This window comes from Streptococcus mitis SK564 (genome assembly GCF_000148525.1).
Lineage (GTDB): Bacteria > Bacillota > Bacilli > Lactobacillales > Streptococcaceae > Streptococcus > Streptococcus mitis_H.
This window is the reverse complement of the sequence record NZ_AEDU01000006.1, coordinates 91,705-113,967: the sequence shown is the minus strand read 5'-3', so window position 1 is coordinate 113,967 and position 22,263 is coordinate 91,705. Positions and strand designations below refer to the sequence as shown.

Below are 22,263 nucleotides of genomic sequence, written 5' to 3'. Positions count from 1 at the left end.
TTCAAATTTCCTTTACTATACACTCAAAGTGAACCGTTTGACAATATAATTCTAGTCTACTTAAAACTACTTCTACATCACTCATGTCAATTTCACCTACATCTGGATATCTAGCAGCATTATCTATAGTTACTTTTAAAGAACCTTGAAATGGGCCTTTTCTCAACTGTTTTCCAATAATATATCTAAAATCAAGTTGACTGTCCATATTATCATAAATGTTCAGTAAATGTCTAATACTTGATAATCCAGGGGAAAGTGGGTGCTCTTGACACCACTGTGTAATATCTCCATCTACAGAGTATGGAATGAAAATTCGAAGTACATCTTTCAGTATAATTTTATATCTCCAGGTTTGACGCCCTGCCCAAATAAAATCTAAATTCTTAGCTTCGATCACCTTAAATACAGTGGCTAAATAAATTGCAGCATTTTTATTAGTTATAAATATAATATCCCCTGACTTTGGTGAATTACTTTTCAAATTATTATCACGCTCACTATATCCCCAAACAGAGTACAATTTGTTTTTATCTTCCTGAATTTCCATTATATCGTCCTTATTATCAACATTTTCATCTTCTAGTGCTGATATAATACTAGACTTGGAAACCTTTTTCTCTATTGTATTCGCATAGGGGTTTGTTAATCCAGCGCCTCCAGCTAATACAAACACATTTATACCGGACATCATTAACCTCATATTTCTAAAGTAATAGGAACTTATTATTGCTAATAAAAATTATATCATAATATTTTATGTTATTTCTAATGAAGTTTCGTTTTTTTCCGAATTTAATAATCTTTTATTTAATAATATTTTATTTGCCTTTTTGTTTTCCTTTTGAACAGTTCAGCTTAAATTCTTGTCAATTGAGAATTTTCATCTCAAAGGCTCATTTTTCTTTGCTAAGATATATATAATTTAAAAGAAAAAATATTCAAAGGATATTATGACATAGTAAAAATCATTGTAAAAATATAGAGAATAATTTAAAAATGAATTGAGTAAAACTGAGTTATTTCACTTGAAATATAGTGTTGAAATACTAAGTCTAATTTTAAATAATGAAGAGTCCTATCCAAATTTGGATAGGGAAGAAGTATATTGAAGAATCCAAACCTAAAAATCATAACTCTAGATTTCTCAAAGTTAAGTTTCCGAAAAATTAATTTAAAAACAACTAAAGGAAATAAAAAAACTCTTTTTAAAGCACCAATTGAATTAATGGAGCTTCTAGCAAATTGGAAAGTTAAACAACAAGAAGAGCTCAAACTTTTCGGGCTGAGGCAAACACAAAAACAGTTTGTTTTTACATATAATGACAGGAATAATAACATTAATCTTCCTCTCCATATCGACTATCTAAACTATAGAATGAAATCAGTTAGACATAGACATCCCGAATTAGCACCTGCATCTCCTCACAAATTGAGACACACAGGTGCCACATTAGCAAAACTAGCTGGAGTTTCTCTTGAAGAAATTTCTGAAGCGCTAACCCATAGTGACAAGGAAATTACAAAGACCTATGTTAACACTAAAGATAAAGTTAATCAGACCGTAGGTGATATTGCATTTCGTAGCTTAAAAAATTGATGGGGTGAAATTTAGATTTTTGAAACAAAAAAGACATCCAAGAGAAAATTTTTGAATGTCTGTAAACGTTGATATAATCGTATTGATTAACGTCTTGAGAATTGTGATGCTTTGCAATCTTTCTTATGATCTGGTTTCCTAAATACTTTGAGTACACTTATGGTATTGATGCCCCTAAGCATCTAAAAACTCTGGTGGAAAAAGGTTATGTTCTTGTCGAAACTGCTTTTGATTCACTTGACCATCTGAATGCTACTATGAAAAAGAATATTCTGAAAAGCAAGGGAATTACAGGCCTTTCTAAAATGAAGGCTGCAGATTTGGATCAAGCCCTTCATGCCAACTTTTCAGAAGAGGAATTGGCAAGTCACTTTTCGATTCGTGGCTACAAATTAACTCCAAAAGGAGAGGAAATCCTGGAACAAAACCAGGACATTGTCGACCGTCATCCAAAGAAAAATCTTTAAGTAAGCCACTTTTTGGTTAACCTCCTCTTGAACTACCTTGTCACTAATATTTGAAATCCACTTCCTTTTAGGGTACAATGGTAGAAATGAATTTTTGAGAGGAACAGAATGAAAAAACTAGCAACCCTTCTTTTACTGTCCACTGTAGCCCTAGCTGGATGTAGCAGCATCCAACGTAGTTTGCGTGGTGATGATTATGTGGATTCCAGCCTTGCTGCTGAAGAAAGTTCTAAAGCAGCTGCCCAATCTACCAAGGACTTAAACGATGCTTTAACAAACGAGAATGCCAATTTCCCTCAACTTTCTAAGGAAGTTGCTGAAGATGAAGCCGAAGTGATTCTCCACACAAGCCAAGGTGATATCCGCATTAAGCTCTTCCCTAAACTCGCTCCTCTAGCGGTTGAAAACTTCCTCACTCATGCAAAAGAAGGCTACTATAACGGCATTACCTTCCACCGTGTCATCGATGGCTTCATGGTTCAAACTGGAGATCCAAAAGGGGACGGTACAGGTGGTCAGTCCATCTGGCATGACAAGGATAAGACTAAAGACAAGGGAACTGGTTTCAAAAACGAGATTACTCCTTATCTCTATAACATCCGTGGTGCTCTTGCGATGGCAAATACTGGCCAACCAAACACCAATGGTAGCCAGTTCTTCATCAACCAAAACTCTACAGATACCTCTGCTAAACTCCCTACAAGCAAGTATCCAAAGAAAATCATCGAAGCCTATAAAGAAGGGGGAAACCCTAGTCTAGATGGCAAACACCCAGTCTTTGGCCAAGTCATTGACGGAATGGATGTTGTAGATAAGATTGCTAAAGCCGAAAAAGATGAGAAAGACAAACCAACGACTGCTATTACTATCGATAGCATTGAAGTGGTGAAAGACTACGATTTCAAATCTTAAAAATCAAAAATACAGTACCCACATTCGGTACTGTATTTCTTTTATATTCATTTTTAAGTTAGCTTGTTAAAATCCCAGATTTGATCCATCCAACCTTCATAGAAGTCTGGTTCGTGACAAACCATAAGAATCGATCCCTTGTATTCTTTGAGAGCACGTTTGAGTTCATCCTTGGCATCCACATCCAAATGGTTGGTCGGCTCGTCCAGCACTAAAACGTTGTTTTCACGATTCATCAAGAGACAAAAGCGAACCTTGGCTTGTTCCCCACCTGACAAGACCTGAATTTGGCTTTCGATATGCTTGGTTGTCAAACCGCAACGAGCAAGGGCTGCACGAACTTCAGCTTGGTTAAGGGCAGGAAAGGCATTCCATACAGCCTCTAGGGGTGTTTGACGATTGCCCCCTTCTACTTCTTGCTCAAAATAACCAAGTTCTAGGTAATCACCGCGTTCAACTTCCCCAGCAATTGGCGGAATAATCCCCAAGAGAGACTTCAAGAGAGTTGTTTTCCCGATACCATTGGCACCGATAATAGCAACCTTTTGATTGCGTTCAAAGGTAAGATTTAAAGGCTTAGTCAGAGGACGGTCGTAACCAATCTGCAAATCCTTGGCTTGGAAGATAAAGCGCCCTGGTGTACGAGCCGGTTTGAAATCAAAGGATGGTTTTGGTTTCTCACTTTGGAGTTCGATAATATCCATCTTATCCAATTTCTTCTGACGGGACATGGCCATGTTTCGTGTTGCAACACGCGCTTTATTTCGAGCAACAAAGTCCTTGAGGTCGGCAATCTCTTTCTGCTGACGTTCGTAGGCCGCTTCTAGCTGAGATTTCTTCATGGCATAGACTTCTTGGAATTGGTAGTAGTCACCAGAGTAACGCGTCAACTGTTGATTTTCCACATGATAGACGATATTGATCACGTCGTTCAGGAATGGGATATCATGTGAGATAAGGACAAAGGCATTTTCATAGTTTTGGAGATAGCGCTTGAGCCAGTCGATATGCTCGGCATCCAAGTAGTTGGTCGGCTCGTCCAAAAGCAAGATATCGGGCTTTTCAAGGAGAAGCTTAGCCAAAAGCACCTTAGTTCTTTGCCCACCTGACAAAGAGGTTACATCTGTATCCATGCCAAAGTCCATGACACCAAGGGCACGCGCTACTTCATCAATCTTAGCATCCAAGGTATAGAAATCACGACTCTCTAAACGGTCTTGGAGTTCTCCCACTTCTTCCATGAGAGCATCAACGTCCGCTCCATCTTCAGCCATTTCCATATAGAGGTCATTGATACGGGCTTCTGCTTTGAAAAGCTCATCAAAGGCTGTACGGAGAACATCACGTACCGACTGCCCTTCAGCAAGGACGGAGTGCTGATCCAAGTAACCGGCAGTCACATATTTGGACCACTCAACCTTCCCTTCATCTGGCAGCATTTTACCAGTCACGATACTCATAAAGGTTGATTTTCCTTCACCATTGGCACCGACCAGACCGATATGTTCTCCCTTGAGGAGACGGAAGGACACATCTTCAAAAATTGCACGGTCACCAAAACCGTGACTCAGATTTTTAACTTCTAAAATACTCATTTTAATTCCTTATCTTGTTTTTATGTAATCGTTTATATAGGAGCCAAGCCAGATAGCCACCCAAGGTATTGGTCCACAAATCATCAATTTCAAAGACGCGATTAAAATCAAAGAAAAAGTCCAAGACTAACTGCGTACACTCGATTCCAAGACTCACTAGAAAACTGAAAAGAAGAACTCTTTTTGTTTTCCTTAAGTTTGGAAAGAGATAAAGGAGTTGAAAGATCAGAGGAAAAAGCAAGAAGACATTGAGGATATTTTGCAAAAAAATCCAATATAATTGTCCCATATCACCCACTTCGCCCAGTTTCCAGAAAGAATTGAAAGGAGTCAAAAGAAAAACCAGGCGTCCAAGATGCTGAATACCTGGAGTTTCCACTCCCACGGGAGAATGTTCTTGAGGAGTAAAACAAAAGTAGACGATACAAATGCTATAGAAAATGACCCCCAAGACCAAAATATGATTATGAGTTTTCTTCATCATTAAGGATTGACTGCTGCGACTGCTTTCTGGCGGTCACGTTTCATTGTGTTAGAGCGCAATTGTCCACAAGCTGCATCAATATCAGTACCGTGCTCTTGACGAACCACACAGTTGACCCCTTTTTTCTTAAGCGTATCATAAAAGGCCAGGACGCGCTCTTTCGGACTACGGCTATATTGGTCATGCTCACTAACTGGGTTATAAGGAATTAAGTTTACATAAGACAATTTCTTGATATTCTTGAGCAATTCAGCCAATTCCAAGGCTTGTTCTACACCATCATTGACTTCATTGAGCATGATATACTCAAAGGTCACACGACGATTAGTTGTCTCAATGTAGTACTCAATAGCAGCAAAGAGTTTTTCAATCGGAAAGGCACGGTTAATCTTCATGATGCTTGAGCGTAATTCATTGTTAGGTGCGTGAAGAGAAACGGCAAGATTGACCTGAACTCCTTCATTAGCAAAATCTCGAATTTTATGGGCCAAACCTGAGGTTGAAACCGTAATGTGACGAGCACCGATTGCCATTCCCTTATCATCATTAATGGTACGAACGAAATTCAAGACATTATTGTAGTTATCAAAGGGCTCACCGATTCCCATGACAACGATATGGCTGACACGCTCATCCTGACCACGCTCATCAAAGTATTTCTGAACCAGCATGATTTGCGCTACAATTTCACCGTTATTGAGGTCACGTTGCTTCTTAATTAAACCAGAGGCACAGAAGGTACAACCGATATTACAGCCGACCTGAGTGGTCACACAGACAGATAAACCGTAGTGTTGACGCATGAGTACTGTCTCAATCAGCATTCCATCTGGCAATTCAAAAAGATATTTAACTGTCCCATCAGCAGACTCTTGAACGATACGCTGTTTCAAGGGATTGACCACAAACTGGTCATTAAGCTTAGCAATCAAATCCTTGGAAAGGTTGGTCATCTCTTCAAATGACTGGACACGTTTACGGTAGAGCCATTCCCAGATTTGATCTGCACGGAATTTCTTTTCTCCTTGCTCTAAAACCCATTCCTGCATGGTTTGACGTGTTAAACTATAAATTGACGGTTTCATTTCTTCTCCTTATTCTCTACTCACTTCTGACGAATGACAAAATGACGTTGCCCCTTGTCCTCTTTCTGAGAATGCTGGTCTTTCTGACGACGTCTATTTTTCTTATCTGCATTCGGTTTTCGTTTGGTTTGAGTCGGTTTCTTTCCTTTTTTAGAAGATGTTTCTTCTTCCTTCTTACGCATTTTCTTGTCAAATGATGCTCGCTTAGGGGCTTCATTTTCTAAGACAAAATAGGCACAACCATAACTACAATACTCTAAAAGGTAGTCTTGTAAACGACTGATTTTTTCAAGTTTTTCTTCTGTTCGATCATCCTTGTAAAAACCTCGTAGGCGAAGCTGTTCGTTGCTCCAGTCTCCCACGATATAATCAAACTTGGTTAAGACTTCTGAAAAACGCTGATTAAAAGCCGTCACATCAAAGGCATCCTTGATATTTTCCACCAAGGAAAAAACTATCCCTTCCGTTTCGACCTTGTCCCCATGTAAATGGAACTCAGGACCAGGAAACTTGTTATAGTTGTATAATTCAGGTGCAATTTCTTTTCGCATAGATATCCTTTTTCCACGATTACTTAATACTTTATTCTACCATAATTTCTAGCAGTTAGCACGTTTCTCATAAAAATGAAAAAAGTCTGACGATTTTGTCAGACTCGAATCATATGACCTAAAAAAATCATATAACCTAAAAAAGAGAAGAACCATTCTTCCCTCCATATACCATTATTTAGCGGCTGCGTACAATTCATCTACTTTGTTCCAGTTGATCACTGAGAAGAAAGCTTTGATATAGTCAGGACGTACGTTACGGTATTTCACGTAGTAAGCATGTTCCCAAACGTCCAATCCCAAGATTGGTTTTTTACCTTCTGAGATTGGTGTGTCTTGGTTTGCTGTTGAAGTCACTTCAAGCTTCCCTTCTTTGTTGACAACCAACCATGCCCAGCCAGAACCAAAACGAGTTGTTGCTGCTGCAGTGAAGGCTGCTTGGAATTCTTCAAATGAACCAAATGTTGCATCGATTGCTGCTGCAAGTTCTGCTGAAGGAGCTGTTTTCTCAGGAGTCATCAATTCCCAGAAAAGAGCGTGGTTCAAGTGTCCACCACCATTGTTGATAAGCGCTTGACGGATATCAGCTGGGATAGATTCTACATCAGCAAGCAAGGCTTCAAGATCTTCACCGATTTCAGGGTGTTTTTCAAGAGCTGCATTAGCATTGTTGACATAAGTTTGATGGTGTTTGTCATGGTGCAAGTGCATTGTTTCCGCATCGATGTATGGTTCCAAAGCGTCGTATGCATATGGAAGATCTGGTAAGATAATAGCCATCTGTAATACCTCTTTTTCTTTCTATATGAAAATGATAACGCAAACATTCACTTTTTTCAAGTTTTTTGCTTATAGATGAAGAAATCACTGAAATACTTTCTAATCATACTCTTCGAAAATCTATTCAAACTGCATCAACGTCACCTTGCCATACGTATGGTTACTGACTTCGTCAGTTCTATCCACAACCTCAAAACAGTGTTTTGAGCTGACTTCGTCAGTCTTATCTACAATCTCAAAGCAGTGTTTTGAGCTGACTTCGTCAGTCTTATCTACAATCTCAAAGCAGTGCTTTGAGCAACCTGCGGCTAGTTTGCTCTTTGATTTTCATTGAGTATAAAACAAGCAATTCAGTAAGAAACCCACGACAAGATAATCTTGACGTGGGTTGTAGTTTCAAAAATAGTATCAATTTACCTGACTAGCAATCTGTAAGAGTGCCTTTTCAAAAAGGAAACCTTTTTCATAAAGACCTGTCTTAATCTGATAGTCTGTCTCAATCAAATAGGAAATAGCTTGCTTCAAAAAACTCAAGGAAAGTCCTCGCGAATCTCTTAATGCAAACTTGATTTGATAGGGATTGGGAGTGCGTCCTAGATAACTACCTAAACTATTTGCAATCTGCGCTTCTATTTGGCCAGACTCCGACAAAATTTTTACCTGAGTAAAAGTCCGAAATTGTCCCAGCATGACTGCAATCAACTTGATTTCGTCTTCCCCTTGCAAGGTCAAGTCTCTAACCAAGTCGCGAGCCTGGTCCATCTTTTTAGTCAGAATAAACTGAGTTAAATCAAAAATATTGTCCTGTAAGGTCTTGGGAATAGCGTTGACAATATCCTCTTCCTCGATAACAGAATCCGCCTTATAGGACTGTAAAAAGAGCAGATTTTTCTGGATTTCGCTAAATTGAAACCCCGACTTTACAAGGAGATTTTCAAAAGAATGATTGGCAAACTGCAGACCTTGTTTCTGACTCCACTTTTGGAAATACTGGCGCAGTTCTTGTTCTTTGGCTTCTACTGCGTCAAAAACCTTGGCATCACGCTTAAGTAATTTGACCAACCGTCTTTTGCTATCCAGCTTTCCTTCCGCAAAGATCAACAATTTGGTTGTTGGAGAAGGATTGTCAAGATATTCCTCAAACGACTTGAGCTCATCATCTGTTAAAAAGCGCTTTTTAGCAGTTGTGATATCGACAAAATGGTCTAATATCACGATTTTCTCATCCGCAAAGAAGGGAAGGCTGACCAACTCCAGTTCCACATCCTTGTAGACCACTTCTTTCATATCAAAGTAGGCAAAGTTGAGGTCAGCAGAATCATAACCAATCTGTTTCAACACTTGACTCTTCATCACTTCAAACTGGCCCTGATCTGTCCCTGTAAATAGGCTCAGACTCGGTAAATTTGCTAAAGTCAACTTCTGACTTTCTTCAATGGCTAGCATCTTCTCTCCTTTCTTCTGATTTTTTGATTTAATTTAGTCAATATAGCGCAATTTTCCACGGAAATCTTCCAAGCTCTCGTACCCTTTTTCCGCCATGATTGCTTTCAGTTCATTAGTAATACGTTCAAAAGCACCAACTCCTTCTTTGTGAAGGGTGGTTCCTACCTGTACCATACTCGCTCCACAGAGAATATGTTCAAAGGCATCACGACCAGTCAACACGCCACCTGTTCCAATGATTTGAATTTGAGGATTTAAGCGTTGATAAAAGGCATGAACATTAGCTAGAGCAGTCGGTTTGATATACTCTCCACCGATGCCACCGAAACCATTTTTAGGACGAATAACAACAGACTCATCTTCTATATAAAGGCCGTTTCCGATAGAGTTAACACAGTTGACAAACTTGAGTGGGTACTTGTTGAAAATAGCTGCCGCTTGATCAAAGTGAACAATATCAAAATATGGTGGCAATTTAATTCCAAGAGGTTTGGTGAAGTAGGCAAATACTTCTGTCAAAATCCGGTCTGTTGTCTCAAAATCATAGGCAATCTGAGGTTTACCTGGAACATTTGGGCAAGAAAGGTTTAGCTCAGTCAGACCACGAAAGTCACTCTCTTGGACTTTTTTCAAGATAGTATGGGTTTCCTCTGGAGACATGCCGACCAGAGATAGGAAGAAAGTTCGATTTGACTCTTTTTCTTGCAAATCCAAAAGATAGTCCAGATAATAATCTAAGCCATTATTTGGCAAGCCCATAGAGTTGATAGAACCAAGTGGAACATCTTGATAGCGTGGCTCAGGGTTCCCCTGACGAAAGTCCAAGGTCGCTGTCTTGGTCACAAAAGTTCCTGCCTCTGAGTTTTTAACTCCTTCCAGCTCCTCTATCGTCATACAAGCCACACCTGCTGCATTCATCAAACAATTGTCAAACTCAAAACCAGCAATTTGTGATTTTGTTGATACCATGATTCTGATCCTCCAGATTCCTTTTATTGCTAATATTATACCATATTTTCAGCTTTTCTCTGTGAGAAAGTCATTTATAAGAAAAATGTTCGTTTTTTATCCACTTTCAAAAAATTCCAATTTCAAACAATCCCAAAAATCAAATTGAAAGAATTTTTAGAAAATTTTTGTTTTTCTCTTTACAGTTAAAAAAAATTCTGCTATAATGACACACATAATTAAATTAGAATTTAAGGAGAACGATATGACATCTGCTAAAGAATATATCCAAAGCGTGTTTGAAACTGTAAAAGCTCGTAACGGGCACGAGGCTGAATTCCTCCAAGCTGTTGAAGAATTTTTCAACACTTTGGAGCCTGTATTTGAAAAACACCCTGAGTATATCGAAGAAAATATCTTGGCACGTATTACTGAACCTGAGCGCGTGATTTCTTTCCGTGTTCCTTGGGTTGACCGTGATGGAAAAGTTCAAGTCAACCGCGGTTACCGTGTTCAATTTAACTCAGCTGTTGGACCATACAAAGGCGGACTTCGTTTCCACCCAACTGTAAATCAAGGGATTTTGAAATTCCTTGGATTTGAACAAATCTTTAAAAACGTCTTGACTGGACTTCCTATTGGTGGAGGTAAAGGTGGATCAGACTTCGATCCTAAAGGTAAAACAGATGCTGAAGTGATGCGCTTCTGCCAAAGCTTCATGACTGAATTGCAAAAACACATCGGACCATCACTTGACGTACCTGCTGGTGATATCGGTGTTGGTGGACGTGAGATTGGTTACCTTTATGGTCAATACAAACGCCTTAACCAATTTGATGCTGGTGTCTTGACTGGTAAACCTCTTGGATTTGGTGGTAGCTTGATTCGTCCAGAAGCAACTGGTTACGGTTTGGTTTACTATACTGAAGAAATGCTCAAAGCTAACGGTAACAGCTTTGCTGGTAAGAAAGTGGTTATTTCAGGTTCTGGTAACGTTGCCCAATACGCTCTCCAAAAAGCAACTGAACTCGGTGCAACTGTTATCTCTGTATCTGACTCAAACGGTTATGTCATCGATGAAAATGGTATCGACTTCGATCTTTTGGTTGATGTTAAAGAAAAACGTCGTGCTCGTTTGACTGAGTATGCAGCTGAGAAAGCGACTGCTACTTATCATGAAGGTTCTGTATGGACTTACGCTGGTAACTACGATATCGCTCTTCCATGTGCAACTCAAAACGAAATCAATGGTGAAGCAGCTAAACGTTTGGTTGCTCAAGGCGTTATCTGTGTATCTGAAGGTGCCAACATGCCAAGCGATCTTGATGCCATCAAAGTTTACAAAGAAAATGGTATCTTCTACGGACCTGCCAAAGCTGCCAACGCTGGTGGTGTAGCCGTTTCAGCCCTTGAAATGAGCCAAAACAGTCTTCGCCTCTCATGGACTCGTGAAGAAGTTGATGGACGTCTTAAAGACATCATGACAAACATCTTTAACACAGCTAAAACAACTTCAGAAACATACGGTCTTGATAAAGACTACCTTGCAGGAGCTAACATTGCTGCCTTTGAAAATGTAGCAAACGCTATGATTGCACAAGGTATTGTTTAAGATTTATTCGCTCAATCCCCGATCGCTTCGATTGGGGATTTTTTGGTTGACTTAAACAGTTAGAAAATTACTTACTCGCCCCCTTTTTTGCCCCTTTTTAAACAAAAAGAAAAACCACTACTCCTAAGAATAGCGGTTTAATCATGTCTTTAAGCTACTAATGTAGTCGCTCTATTATTTGGCGTTTTTTCTTTTAAAGACTTTTTGCCCAGTTTAACTTCTAAAGAAAGCCAAATGATATTCTCCATTCAATTTAACTGCTACTTTCTCGTAGATAGACTGATTTTTTAAAGAACAAATTTCTCCATATTTCCAACTTTCGTGCTCCCCTGATAATCTAGTGACTGACTTCACTTGATTATCTAAATTAGCAACTGTAGCACTAAGCTCTTCTTTTGGAATAATTTCTTCAGTAATTGTAAATAATTGTTCCCCTATCTTCAACTCTCTGGCTTCTTGCTCATTGATAGCAAATCCTCCTACTAAGCGAACATTAAATAAGTCAGAAACTTTTAGGAGTTCTTCTTTAGAAATATTATCAACTAGTCTACATTTATAGAAAGTACTATCAATTTTTATGGCAAATTCTCTATTCTTGGTCTGATATAAGTCACCAATCTCCAACAAATCATTCTTTATTTCATTATTGGAATCATCGTAAGATATTTCATAAGTATCATCATGATTGCTTACTTTACTTTCAATATCTTCATATGAAATTAATTGATTAGTTACACCATAATGCTCTCCTTTATAATCGAATCGATTATAACTTAAGTCAAGAAATTTAACATCATACTTCTCATATGTACATCCAGACAATCCAAGTAAACTTAAGAAAAAAATGACGGAAAGATAGATCTTTTTGAATTTCATAGTTCTCCTCCTAATTTTCTATAGTTACATTATCAAAAATCAATAACGCCTCTCTCCAATATGTCTTTACAGACCTATTTTGGATATGAAGTAAAGTCAAAACAATTCCCAAACTTCCATCCAAAAATTTAATACTCCCTTCATTTCAATCATAGTATATAATTAAACACCTTTTCTGCTTACAACTACTAAATTAGCAACAAACAATAATACAACATAAAAAGTTAAAGCTAATAAATAGGTTGTGCTTCTAAAATTATTTTCTAAAATTATATTAACTGGTAAAATTACTGGAATCCAAAAAATATTAAGAAAAACTTTATTTGTTGCAAATACTATAAATAAACTTTCTACAACAGCTATAAGTAAATTGCCGCCTTTCGCAATAAACAATGTCAATAGCATATGGAAATGACTTAACAATATTAGTAATAACCAACTAACTATTCCTACGTAAAAATAATATGAAAAGTGTTCTAACTCTATACCTACAACTACCCATAAAGGAATAGTGAGTAAAGATAATAGTAAATCTAACACAAAAAGTTTCGCTCCCCATATACTGGATATATTTCTCCCGCTTCTAATATTCTGATATTTATTAGCATTGATTTCTTGTTCAGATACTAATAAAGTGATTATCGTAGTTATCATACAATAGCCTAACATCGGTAAAAATATAATATTTTCCAATACAATTGTGTTATTTACAGATAATATGTAAATTGGAATTGTCAATAGTTGTATAGTAGACAAAATCAAAATAATGTATAGTTGATACGAACCTTTAAATTTAATCATTTCACTTTTTAGCAATTGGATCATTACTTAACCTCCAATTTAACATTAACAAAGAAACAATAAATAGAATCAATGATAGAAATACGGCAAATACTACCATTTTAACGTCTGTTACATGATTTGTTAAATCTAAATCTCCTGACGGTTTTATATACATAAGACTATAAGCAATTTTATAATGATATGTAAAAGGAAAGAAGAACCAAAAGCTACTTTGAGCGATAAAAGGTGCAACCAAAAAACAAATCAAGGAGTTAATAGATACTAAGATATAGGGGTTGATCCATTTCGAAAATAGATACAAGAGTGGCAATACCCATATGGATGTTATCGAAATAAGTACTAAACAAATTAAGTCACCAATTATATTAAATGATATTAAGTCGGCATACAAAAAATTACTTGTAAATAATAATATAGCTAAAAACCATACGTTAGAAATGAGTAAATCTTTTAATTTCAAAAGTATCTTTACGATATATATTTTTATGCTATCATTTCGAAAGTATATATTCTGGAAGTTTCCTGCAGCTTCTTCTGCTTTATAATCATATAAAAATAACAATCCAATAAGTGTATACAAAAAGACGGCTTCCCACCAATATATTGAAAAACTTTCTATAATGCTCGGTCCAACAAGTAATACCGCTATTAAAATCGACAAGCTCGGAGCTATTATCAAGAATTTTTTGGATGTATTTTTTCGCTGTTTTAACCATTCTGATTTAACTATTTTTATCATATTGCGTCACCTCCATGAACAATTCTAAAAAATAAAGATTCTAAATCATCACTTTGAACATTCGAACCGTCGTAAAAAATGTGACCATCATGTAAAATAACAACTTTATCTGCCACTTTACTAACTTCATACAGTTGATGGCTAGATAAAAGAATTGTCATTCCTGATTTCTTTAAAGAAATCATTAAATTCAATAATTCCTTTATACCATCTGGATCCAATCCATTGGTAGGTTCATCTAAAATGAGCAAATCTGGACTAGTAATTATTGCCATACCTAATCCCAAACGTTGTTTCATGCCTAAAGAAAAGCTCCCTGCTTTCTTCTTTCCCGTATTAGATAGCCCAATCAAGTTTAATACTTCATTAATTCGTTCGTCAGAAATGTCATATAACAATGCTCTTGTTTTTAAATTATCAAAAGCAGATAAGTTCATATAGATAGCAGGAGTTTCAATAAGCGCTCCAATCTCATATATGCCCGCATTTTTTCCCCCATTAAAGATAACCGTACCACTATCAGCGTTTTCAAGACCAAAAATAATCTTCATAATTGTTGATTTTCCAGCACCATTGATACCTAATAATCCACAAATACTTCCCTCTTTTATTTCAAAAGAAATATTTTTCAGCACTTCTCTATCCTTGTATGATTTTCTAAGTTTTTGAACTTGTATATTCATAACTATAATTCCTCCTTTATTTATACTTGTATGTTACACTTTATTTTTCAAAATTTGTTCAGATTTTCCAATTTTAAAAAATAAAAAAATAGACAGTCCTCAATTTAGAAAACCATCTATTTTTATACATAACTATTATATGGAAGCTATCTAATATATCCCTATAGAATTATTTTTTAATAAGCAACGTCACTTGAGCACCACCTCTATCTGGATTTGATAAAAACAATTCTCCAAAATGTCTAGTTGCAACTTGTTTAGCAAATGCTAACCCTAAACCATAGTGCTTATTATTCCTACCTTTATTCTCAGTATAAAATAACTTATCTGCATTTAATAAGGACTGTTCAGTAAAAGGCATACCATTATTCCACACTCCAAAATTAATATACTCTGTTTCCTCAATGATAGTAAGCGTAACTTTTTTTCTCCAGAACTATATCTTGCTGCATTTGCTAAAATATTAATTAATGCCCTATTTAAATTAAAACGATTTCCCTTAAAAAACATTAATTTTGTAGTATTAATAATTTTGAAATCAACCTTTGCATTATTCATTACAGATTTCGCCTCTACTGACAGATCACTTAAAAAATCAGATAAATATATCTGTTCCCCATAATCTTTATCTTCAATTAGTAATCTTGAATAATCAATCATTGAACTAAAGTATCTTTCAAAAATCACTATACTGTTATTCATTGACTGAGTATATTCCTTCTGTTGATCAGTCAGGTTAGTTAATTCAAGCAACTCTAAATTTCCTTTTAGTACTGTTAAAGGAGTTTTTACATCATGAGCTAATGCACCAACTTGAAAAGATAAATCTTCCTTCTCCCTTCTCTCTGATTTGAGTAGATTAGTTAACTCGTCGTCCTTTTGATATAATACAGAAAGAATTTCATCGAACTCTTGTATTTGAGCAGGAATGTTTTTATCTTTAAATGTTAACTGTCCCATGTTTAAAGTCTTTTTTTGTATGAGGAGAAAATTATTTGAAAATTCTTTTATTAATCTTGTAAGTGACCAAATGAGTAAAATTGTTTCGATAACGAAGAAAAATAAATAAGAAAATAGATTAAATGAAAAGTGACGCAAATTCGGATTAACAAACTCATGTATCATGGGTTGCCTGACAGTAAGTACAATCTCTGAATTAGCGTAATACCCATAATACACTGCATCATTACTTATGGATTCATTTTTAGCAAAAACTTCTCGATAGGCTGGCAAATCCTTTTTTTGATAGTTGCCCTCTTCAATTGTACCCGTCTTGCGATTAAATACAACATAGTCAAATATAGAGTTATTCATTGCTTGGACTACATCACTTAAATTGCTGCTATCACTCACTGAAATTTCCATTTTAGAGCCGTATACATTTAATTGTCCAGTAAAAACAAGTAAATAAGTAAATATAAAAAATAAAAGTATACTCAGTAACGTACCTGTTACTAGTTCTAAAACAGTCCTTATTATGCGCCCTCTAATTGTACTCTTCTTACTCATGCCACTTGTATCCCATACCTCTAACTGTTTTTATAGGATTAATTCCATACGATGAGAATTTTAATCTTATTTGATAGATATACTCAGATATTGAACGAAAGAGGGTTTCAGCATCATCATCATAAACATTTTCATATATATCTTGTACAGTAAAAATTTTTCTTGGATTGCTAGATAATAGCTCTATGATATCATATTCCCTACTTGTAAAAGCAAGACTATCTCCATTAATACAAACAATTTTTTCTTGTAAATAAATCGTTATTGGGGATAATTCTCGAACAATTTGATTACTTAATTCACCTTGTTTGTATCGTTCTTCTCGTTTGAGATTTGCAGCAACTTTGGCAATTAATTGATTGATGCTGAAAGGTTTTGTAATATAGTCATCTCCTCCTAAATTCAACCCTGATACTATATCATCTTCGGTATCTTTTGCACTAACAAAAATAATAGGAGATCTTACTTTATTTCTAATCTGCTTACAAATTTGCATACCATCTATATTAGGCATCATTACATCTAATAAAATCAAATCAAATCCTTTGAAATTATTAATATTGATTGGTACGGTGACTTCTTGATACGTCGTTACCTGATAGTTTTTCATCTCTAAAATAGTTCGCATCAGTTTCAAAATTTCAAAATCGTCATCTACAACTAATATCTTATACATTCTATCACCTCAAAATATTTTAGAGAACTATCTGCAAAGCTCCGTATTCTTGACAAAGAATAGTCTCAATACATCAATTTGTAATTGTTCTTTATTTTTTAAATTATATTTTTAAAAAATAGTACAAATCTATTTTACACTATCTTGAACAAAATTCGTAATATTTAATAATCTAATTTGAGTGCCGTCAATGTCATTTCTTATCCAGCAGAAATAACCATAACTTTCACATCTATATGTGAATAATCCTCCCCCTTAAGTTCTCCAACGTAATGTTTCAATGCTTCTTGATTATTTTAATCTAGACCATCATCACCTACTGAAGCAACAATTATTGAACCTTGACATTTGAGATTGTATCAGAGAAAATTCAGATTTTATTCAGAGAAAAAATCATCTTTACACTACTAGTGAAATTCAAATTTAAGAAAGAATCAATTTCTAAAATTTTTCATGTCCTAAAAAATAGAATAAGTTTTGAACTGGTTCAGATTATTTTCTATCCCCTCTTCCACTTATATCCTGTCCAGCATGCTAAGACAAGTAAAGCAAGGTTAAAAATGATAAAGAAATGTAACCTTTTCTACTTTTCTTTTCAAGATAGGTTGAGAGTTCCTCTCATCCTCAATAAATAAAAATTCAGTCTCACTATATTTAGTCTCACTAACTTCAGTCTCACTAGGGGCTAAATGTGAGACGGGGGCCGTTTCATTTTCAACCTGCTCTAGTCTTTTTTAACACTAGGCCTGTTTGAATTACCTACTGGGGTAGAAGATAATTCCCCTAAGTAAATCTTATTAGCTAGTCTTCCTTTCTCACTTGAAGACTGTTGGACTTCATCAATTAAGTCATTTTCTTTAAGAATTTTTTTGATGGACAGTAATTTTGACTTCGAACAACCTAATAGCTTCATCAGTTTAGAATTAGAAAATACTAAATAGACTGCTCCTTCTTCATCTATCCAAACACGACTGAGAGATAATTCTAAACGATCTTTTAAAATAGAATAAGCCACCTTTACTTCTAGTTTCATATCCATATATTTCTCATCCTCAAAAAGAATTTTAGGTAATTTATAATACCGTTCTGAAGTTTGGTATTGATTTGCGGTAATTCGTTTCATAGCACTCCTCCAAGTTCTTTGAGTGTTAAATCTCCACTTGATTCCAATCGAACCAAGCCACTTTTTTCTAATTCAGCCATAAGAGAGATGGCTTCAACAATGTCAATTCCCATTTCACGTACTAAAAATGAAATGACAATATAGCGTGATGATTGTAATTCTTTTGTCATTTTTCCTCCTGAAAATAAAAAAAGGAGAACAATATTCAACTGTTCTCCAAAATAATTTTATTAAAAAGAAAAACCCTGCCAAATTAAATTTTGGTAGGGTTTTTGGTAGGAAACTAAATTTATTTATCAGTTTCTAAAATGTGTTCACGATTCTAAAAGGCTGATACTATAGTATTCCGAATTCTAATTGGTATATGCCTCTTATTTAAGAGTAACTGAAGCTCCAGCTTCTTCCAATTTAGCTTTGATTTCTTCAGCTTCTGCAGTTGCAACGCCTTCTTTAACAAGTGCTGGTGCACCGTCAACAAGTTCTTTAGCTTCTTTAAGTCCAAGACCTGTGATTTCACGTACAACTTTGATAACGCCAACTTTTTTGTCGCCTGCAGATGTCAATTCAACGTCGAATGAATCTTTAGCAGCACCAGCGTCAGCAGCACCAGCTGCAGCAACAGCTACAGGAGCAGCTGCAGTTACACCAAATTCTTCTTCGATAGCTTTTACAAGGTCGTTCAATTCAAGGATTGAAGCTTCTTTAATTTCAGCAATAATGTTTTCAATGTTCAATGCCATTGTTATTTCCTCCAAATATGTTTTAAATTTATAATAGATTTTCGTAGCTAGGCTACGCTGCGTAGCTTAAGATTAAGCTGCGTCTTCTTTGTTGTCTGCAACCGCTTTGACTGCAAGAGCAACGTTGCGCACTGGCGCTTGAAGTACAGAAAGGAGCATAGAAAGAAGTCCTTCGCGGTTTGGAAGAGTTGCAAGTGCAAGAATCTCTTCTTTAGATGCGACAGCGCCTTCGATTGCACCACCTTTAATTTCAAGTGCCTCAGCGTTTTTAGAAAAGTCGTTCAAGATTTTCGCTGGTGCGATAACATCTTCGTTAGAAAATGCTACTGCAGATGGTCCAACAAATACAGATGCAAGATCTTCAAGACCAGCTTTTTCAGCTGCACGACGCAAGATTGAGTTTTTAATGACTTTGTACTCAACTTCGCTTCCACGAAGCTCACGACGAAGAACTGTATCTTGCTCAACTGTCAAACCACGAGCGTCAACAACGACGATAGATGCAGCAGCTTTCATTTTTTCAGCTACTACGTCAACTAGTTCCGCTTTTTTAGCAATAATTGCTTCACTCATTAGTGTGTTCACCTCCGTTATTATTTTGCTTGGGGAAATTTTTCCAAAAGAAAAACGCGCCCAAACCTAGACACGAAAGTACAATACGCTTCTTTTTACATGATACGTTTTGTCCTCGGTAGGATACTTATGAGTCGAGCTCCCCTACTGTCTTAGGCAGTTTTTTCAAACCGTATATAAGTATAGCATAGTCAAAAAAAGAATGCAAGATTTTTGCAAACTTTTTTTAAAATTTTTCGTGATAGTAACTTCTCAAAGTAACTTCCACTTGCCTGACCAAAGTGGAAATTAGTCTAAAACGGATTTTTATGGTGGAATTAAGTGTGAGACGTTTGAGTTAGAAATGAGGTCTACTATGACAAAACATAAACACCTTACCCTTTCAGACCGTAATGATATCCAATTAGGCTTAGAGCGCGGTGAAACCTTCAAAGCTATCGGACAATCCATTCTAAAAGACCCAACCACTGTTTCCAAAGAAGTCAAACGAAACAGACAAGTCCGAGAGTCTACGTGTGATAACCTTCCTTGCCCTCTACTCGATAAGGCTCCCTTTGTCTGTAATGGATGCCCTAAAAGAAGACAAAATTGTGGCTATAAGAAGATTTTCTACCTTGCTAAACAAGCTCAAAAACAGTACGAACAAACTCTTGTTGAGGCTCGTGAAGGCACTCCCCTTAATTCTAAGACCTTCTGGGACATGGACAAAGTCATTTCTGATGGTGTTAAAAAAGGACAACACATCTATCATATCCTCAAAACTCATAACCTCGATGTCAGCTCCTCAACTGTCTATCGACACATCCGAAAAGGATACCTATCTATCGCTCCTATTGACCTAGCCAGAGCCGTTAAATTTAAAGAGAGACGGAAAAGTAAGCTACCTTCTATCCCTAAAGAAGCTAAAAAAGGCCGTTCCTATGAGGATTTCCAAAACTATTTAACCCTTAATCAACTAGACTCTTGGTTGGAAATGGACACAGTTCTGGGCAGGATGGGAGGTAAAGTCCTACTGACCTTCAATCTGTCTTTCTGTAACTTTATCTTCGCTAGGCTTCTGGATAATAAAACTGCCCTTGAGGTTACCAAACACCTCTATGATATTAAGAACACCCTTCATGAAGCTGACAAAGACTTCTTCCAACTCTTTCCTATCATTCTTACTGATAATGGTGGAGAGTTTGCCAGAGTTGATGATATCGAAATGGATGTGCGAGGAGAGAGTAAACTCTTCTTTTGTGACCCCAATCGCTCTGACCAGAAAGGGAGAATTGAGAAAAATCACACCTTGATTCGCGACATTCTACCTAAGGGAACTTCTTTTGACAACTTAACTCAAGAGGACATCAATCTCGTCTGCTCTCATGTCAACAGTGTCAAACGTGCTGCTTTGAATGGAAAGTCGGCCTATGAACTCTTTGCCTTTACTTACGGAGAAGAACTTCCTAAGCTTCTCGGCATTTCTAAAATACCTGCAGAAGACGTCTGCCAGTCGTCTAAATTACTCCAACATAAGTTCTAAAAACTAACCTTTAACCCTATTCAAACGTCTCACACTAACTTCCACCATAGCGGAACTTAATCTGAAACGCTTTCAGATGAGGGGATTTTATGCGCTCTTTTTTTCGATTCCTTTTGGCTACAAAAGCGATGAAATCAAGCATTAGTAAAACCAGTGGAACTTACCCTGACACGGATTTCCACTGGTTTTTAGGATTTTTATCAGACTAACTTCCACTTGGATTAGTAGTGGAACTTAGTTTGGGAATTTACCAATTTTTCGTGATTTTTCTTTTAAAGTTCTACTGTTAGGACTTGACCTTGCTTAACAACCTGTTCTCCACCGATATAGACATCATCAACATCACTGGATTTAACAGCATAGACGAGATGAGAAAGCATATTTTCCTGAGGTTGGAGATGAATTTTGCCTTGTGGTTGAATAACGAGAAAATCTGCTTGCTTGCCGACTTCTAGACTTCCTATCTGATTTTCCATTCCTAGAACCTTAGCCCCTTCGATTGTCAGTGCCTTGAGAGCTGTTTCGATAGGAAATTGGCTGGCATCCCCACTTTTCATCTTCTGAAGAAGGGCTGCAGTCCGTCCTTCCTCAAACATATCTAGATTGTTATTGGAAGCAACCGAGTCAGTCGCAATTCCTACTGCCACTCCTGTTTTTTGCAGTTGAATGATAGGAGCAATCCCTGATGCCAATTTGAGGTTACTAATAGGATTATGGGCGATAGCCACTTGAGAAGTCGCCAAGCGCTCAATGTCTCGATCGTTTAATTCGACCCCGTGAGCAAAGACAGACGGATGCTCTAAGTAACCCAGTTCTTCTAAAAAGGCGAGGGGGCGTTTGCCGTATCGTTTCAGGATAATGCCTGACTCCTCCTTGGTCTCCGCCACGTGGATATGGATGGGAACGTCCAGCTCTTTTGCCATTTTCAAGCTCTCTTCCAGCAAGTCTCTACTACAGCTGTAAGGAGAATGTGGGGCTACCATAACCTTGAAATTTGGATTTTTATATCCAATTATTTCCTCAATGATTGCTCGAGTTCTGCTTATAGTTTCAGCAGTTGTCTCTGCCTCTGAAGAAAAAAGAGTCGGTGAGAAATAACAACGCATCTTGGAAGTTTTCACTGCCTGATAAATCCGCTCAATATCCACACCATTGGGATTATACATATCATTAAAGGTTGTTGTACCTGACTGGAGCATCTCTATCAAAGCTTCTTTGACCGCCTTGATAGTTATGTCGGGAGTCAACTCAGCTTCTGCTGGCCAGATATAGTCATTAAGCCATTCATGGAGATTGCTGTCATCCCGAATCCCTCGCAAGCCTGTCATAGCAGAATGGGTATGGCAATTAACCAATCCAGGCATAATCCAGGCTCCCTGATAGTCTATAATCTGCTCAGCTTGCTCTAAAATCTCTGGCTTCTCTTGACCGACATAGACAATTTGAGAATCCTTAACTGATAAGATTCCATCCAGATAAACATGGAAATCTTGGTCACAAGTCACGATATTTACATGCTGATAGACTTTCATTCTAGG

General features: G+C 36.8%; 23 protein-coding genes, 2 pseudogenes and 1 other annotated feature. Of the genes and pseudogenes, 5 read left to right on the top strand and 20 right to left on the bottom strand.

Translation table 11 applies throughout. The features are described 5' to 3' along the window. Window position 1: 1 nt before the first annotated feature. A complete protein-coding gene (locus SMSK564_RS04205; RefSeq protein WP_000014351.1) occupies window positions 2-691 on the bottom strand; it encodes a hypothetical protein in 690 nt (229 codons plus the stop codon). A 420-nt stretch (window positions 692-1,111) separates the two neighbouring features. Between SMSK564_RS04205 and SMSK564_RS04200 the strand changes: the two are divergent. The 3 genes and pseudogenes from SMSK564_RS04200 to SMSK564_RS04195 form a co-directional block, all read left to right on the top strand. After that, a pseudogene (locus tag SMSK564_RS04200) lies at window positions 1,112-1,600 on the top strand (tyrosine-type recombinase/integrase); the annotation flags it as partial. 125 nt (window positions 1,601-1,725) lie between these two features. Next, the gene (locus SMSK564_RS13410; protein WP_004236126.1) at window positions 1,726-2,067 is read left to right on the top strand and encodes a hypothetical protein; all 342 of its coding nucleotides are present in this window, start codon (window positions 1,726-1,728) and stop codon (window positions 2,065-2,067) included. Window positions 2,068-2,175: 108 nt separating this feature from the next. Next, a complete protein-coding gene (locus SMSK564_RS04195) occupies window positions 2,176-2,979 on the top strand; it encodes a peptidylprolyl isomerase (RefSeq protein ID WP_000731913.1) in 804 nt (267 codons plus the stop codon). Between the two features lie 53 nt (window positions 2,980-3,032). On the opposite strand, the gene SMSK564_RS04190 is transcribed toward SMSK564_RS04195, so the two are convergent. From SMSK564_RS04190 to SMSK564_RS04160, 7 genes are all read right to left on the bottom strand, one after another. Next, window positions 3,033-4,574, bottom strand: a complete 1,542-nt coding sequence (locus SMSK564_RS04190; protein WP_000025377.1) for an ABC-F family ATP-binding cassette domain-containing protein — start codon at window positions 4,572-4,574, stop codon at window positions 3,033-3,035. Window position 4,575: 1 nt separating this feature from the next. Next, window positions 4,576-5,058, bottom strand: coding sequence for a VanZ family protein (locus SMSK564_RS04185; protein ID WP_000976596.1), 483 nt, complete (start codon window positions 5,056-5,058; stop codon window positions 4,576-4,578). Then, window positions 5,058-6,143: a dual-specificity RNA methyltransferase RlmN gene (gene rlmN / locus SMSK564_RS04180; RefSeq protein WP_000804760.1), complete on the bottom strand. Its 1,086-nt coding sequence runs from the start codon at window positions 6,141-6,143 to the stop codon at window positions 5,058-5,060. The genes SMSK564_RS04185 and rlmN overlap by 1 nt, the downstream gene beginning before the upstream one ends. 20 nt (window positions 6,144-6,163) lie before the next feature. After that, window positions 6,164-6,694 (bottom strand): YutD family protein, encoded by a 531-nt coding sequence (locus SMSK564_RS04175; RefSeq protein WP_001224357.1) that lies wholly within the window; start codon window positions 6,692-6,694, stop codon window positions 6,164-6,166. A gap of 174 nt (window positions 6,695-6,868) precedes the next feature. Continuing rightward, a complete protein-coding gene (gene sodA / locus SMSK564_RS04170) occupies window positions 6,869-7,474 on the bottom strand; it encodes a superoxide dismutase SodA (RefSeq protein ID WP_000974733.1) in 606 nt (201 codons plus the stop codon). Between the two features lie 408 nt (window positions 7,475-7,882). Next, the gene (gene holA, locus SMSK564_RS04165; RefSeq protein WP_000879632.1) at window positions 7,883-8,920 is read right to left on the bottom strand and encodes a DNA polymerase III subunit delta; all 1,038 of its coding nucleotides are present in this window, start codon (window positions 8,918-8,920) and stop codon (window positions 7,883-7,885) included. Window positions 8,921-8,953: 33 nt separating this feature from the next. Further along, entirely contained in the window at window positions 8,954-9,889 is a 936-nt protein-coding gene (locus SMSK564_RS04160) for a dihydroorotate oxidase (RefSeq protein WP_000255145.1), read from the bottom strand. 244 nt (window positions 9,890-10,133) lie between these two features. Here SMSK564_RS04160 and gdhA point away from each other — a divergent pair, with 244 nt between their 5' ends. Continuing rightward, window positions 10,134-11,480, top strand: a complete 1,347-nt coding sequence (gene gdhA, locus SMSK564_RS04155; protein WP_000199532.1) for an NADP-specific glutamate dehydrogenase — start codon at window positions 10,134-10,136, stop codon at window positions 11,478-11,480. A 213-nt stretch (window positions 11,481-11,693) separates the two neighbouring features. On the opposite strand, the gene SMSK564_RS04150 is transcribed toward gdhA, so the two are convergent. The 11 genes and pseudogenes from SMSK564_RS04150 to rplJ all read right to left on the bottom strand — a co-directional run bounded on the left by SMSK564_RS04150 (window position 11,694) and on the right by rplJ (window position 19,203). Beyond that, the gene (locus tag SMSK564_RS04150) at window positions 11,694-12,356 is read right to left on the bottom strand and encodes a NisI/SpaI family lantibiotic immunity lipoprotein (protein WP_000669431.1); all 663 of its coding nucleotides are present in this window, start codon (window positions 12,354-12,356) and stop codon (window positions 11,694-11,696) included. Between the two features lie 162 nt (window positions 12,357-12,518). Further along, the gene (locus SMSK564_RS04145) at window positions 12,519-13,181 is read right to left on the bottom strand and encodes an ABC-2 family transporter permease (protein ID WP_000615441.1); all 663 of its coding nucleotides are present in this window, start codon (window positions 13,179-13,181) and stop codon (window positions 12,519-12,521) included. Beyond that, window positions 13,159-13,899, bottom strand: coding sequence for a lantibiotic immunity ABC transporter MutE/EpiE family permease subunit (locus tag SMSK564_RS04140; protein WP_000591079.1), 741 nt, complete (start codon window positions 13,897-13,899; stop codon window positions 13,159-13,161). Before SMSK564_RS04140 ends, SMSK564_RS04145 begins: the two co-directional genes overlap by 23 nt. Further along, entirely contained in the window at window positions 13,896-14,582 is a 687-nt protein-coding gene (locus SMSK564_RS04135) for an ABC transporter ATP-binding protein (protein WP_001025881.1), read from the bottom strand. Before SMSK564_RS04135 ends, SMSK564_RS04140 begins: the two co-directional genes overlap by 4 nt. A gap of 169 nt (window positions 14,583-14,751) precedes the next feature. Beyond that, window positions 14,752-14,958, bottom strand: coding sequence for an ATP-binding protein (locus SMSK564_RS13565; protein ID WP_369665114.1), 207 nt, complete (start codon window positions 14,956-14,958; stop codon window positions 14,752-14,754). Then, window positions 14,916-16,091, bottom strand: a complete 1,176-nt coding sequence (locus SMSK564_RS04130; protein ID WP_255260760.1) for a histidine kinase dimerization/phospho-acceptor domain-containing protein — start codon at window positions 16,089-16,091, stop codon at window positions 14,916-14,918. The genes SMSK564_RS13565 and SMSK564_RS04130 overlap by 43 nt, the downstream gene beginning before the upstream one ends. Then, entirely contained in the window at window positions 16,084-16,767 is a 684-nt protein-coding gene (locus tag SMSK564_RS04125; protein ID WP_000276746.1) for a response regulator transcription factor, read from the bottom strand. The genes SMSK564_RS04130 and SMSK564_RS04125 overlap by 8 nt, the downstream gene beginning before the upstream one ends. Window positions 16,768-17,339: 572 nt before the next feature. Further along, a pseudogene (locus SMSK564_RS04120) lies at window positions 17,340-17,890 on the bottom strand (replication initiator protein A); the annotation flags it as partial. After that, window positions 17,887-18,060, bottom strand: coding sequence for a hypothetical protein (locus SMSK564_RS12525; protein ID WP_000159608.1), 174 nt, complete (start codon window positions 18,058-18,060; stop codon window positions 17,887-17,889). The pseudogene SMSK564_RS04120 and the gene SMSK564_RS12525, both read right to left, overlap by 4 nt. A 201-nt stretch (window positions 18,061-18,261) precedes the next feature. Further along, window positions 18,262-18,630, bottom strand: a complete 369-nt coding sequence (gene rplL / locus SMSK564_RS04115) for a 50S ribosomal protein L7/L12 (RefSeq protein ID WP_001196965.1) — start codon at window positions 18,628-18,630, stop codon at window positions 18,262-18,264. A gap of 72 nt (window positions 18,631-18,702) precedes the next feature. After that, window positions 18,703-19,203 (bottom strand): 50S ribosomal protein L10, encoded by a 501-nt coding sequence (gene rplJ / locus SMSK564_RS04110; protein ID WP_001287277.1) that lies wholly within the window; start codon window positions 19,201-19,203, stop codon window positions 18,703-18,705. A gap of 39 nt (window positions 19,204-19,242) precedes the next feature. Further along, window positions 19,243-19,378, bottom strand: a sequence feature (ribosomal protein L10 leader region). Between the two features lie 180 nt (window positions 19,379-19,558). On the opposite strand from rplJ, the gene SMSK564_RS04105 reads away from it, so the two are divergent. After that, on the top strand, window positions 19,559-20,725 hold the full coding sequence (locus SMSK564_RS04105; protein ID WP_000160546.1) for an IS30 family transposase: 1,167 nt from the start codon (window positions 19,559-19,561) through the stop codon (window positions 20,723-20,725). A 272-nt stretch (window positions 20,726-20,997) separates the two neighbouring features. Here the strand turns inward: SMSK564_RS04105 and SMSK564_RS04100 are convergent, their stop codons facing one another. Beyond that, the gene (locus SMSK564_RS04100) at window positions 20,998-22,257 is read right to left on the bottom strand and encodes a TRZ/ATZ family protein (RefSeq protein WP_000870432.1); all 1,260 of its coding nucleotides are present in this window, start codon (window positions 22,255-22,257) and stop codon (window positions 20,998-21,000) included. Between the last annotated feature and the right edge of the window lie 6 nt (window positions 22,258-22,263).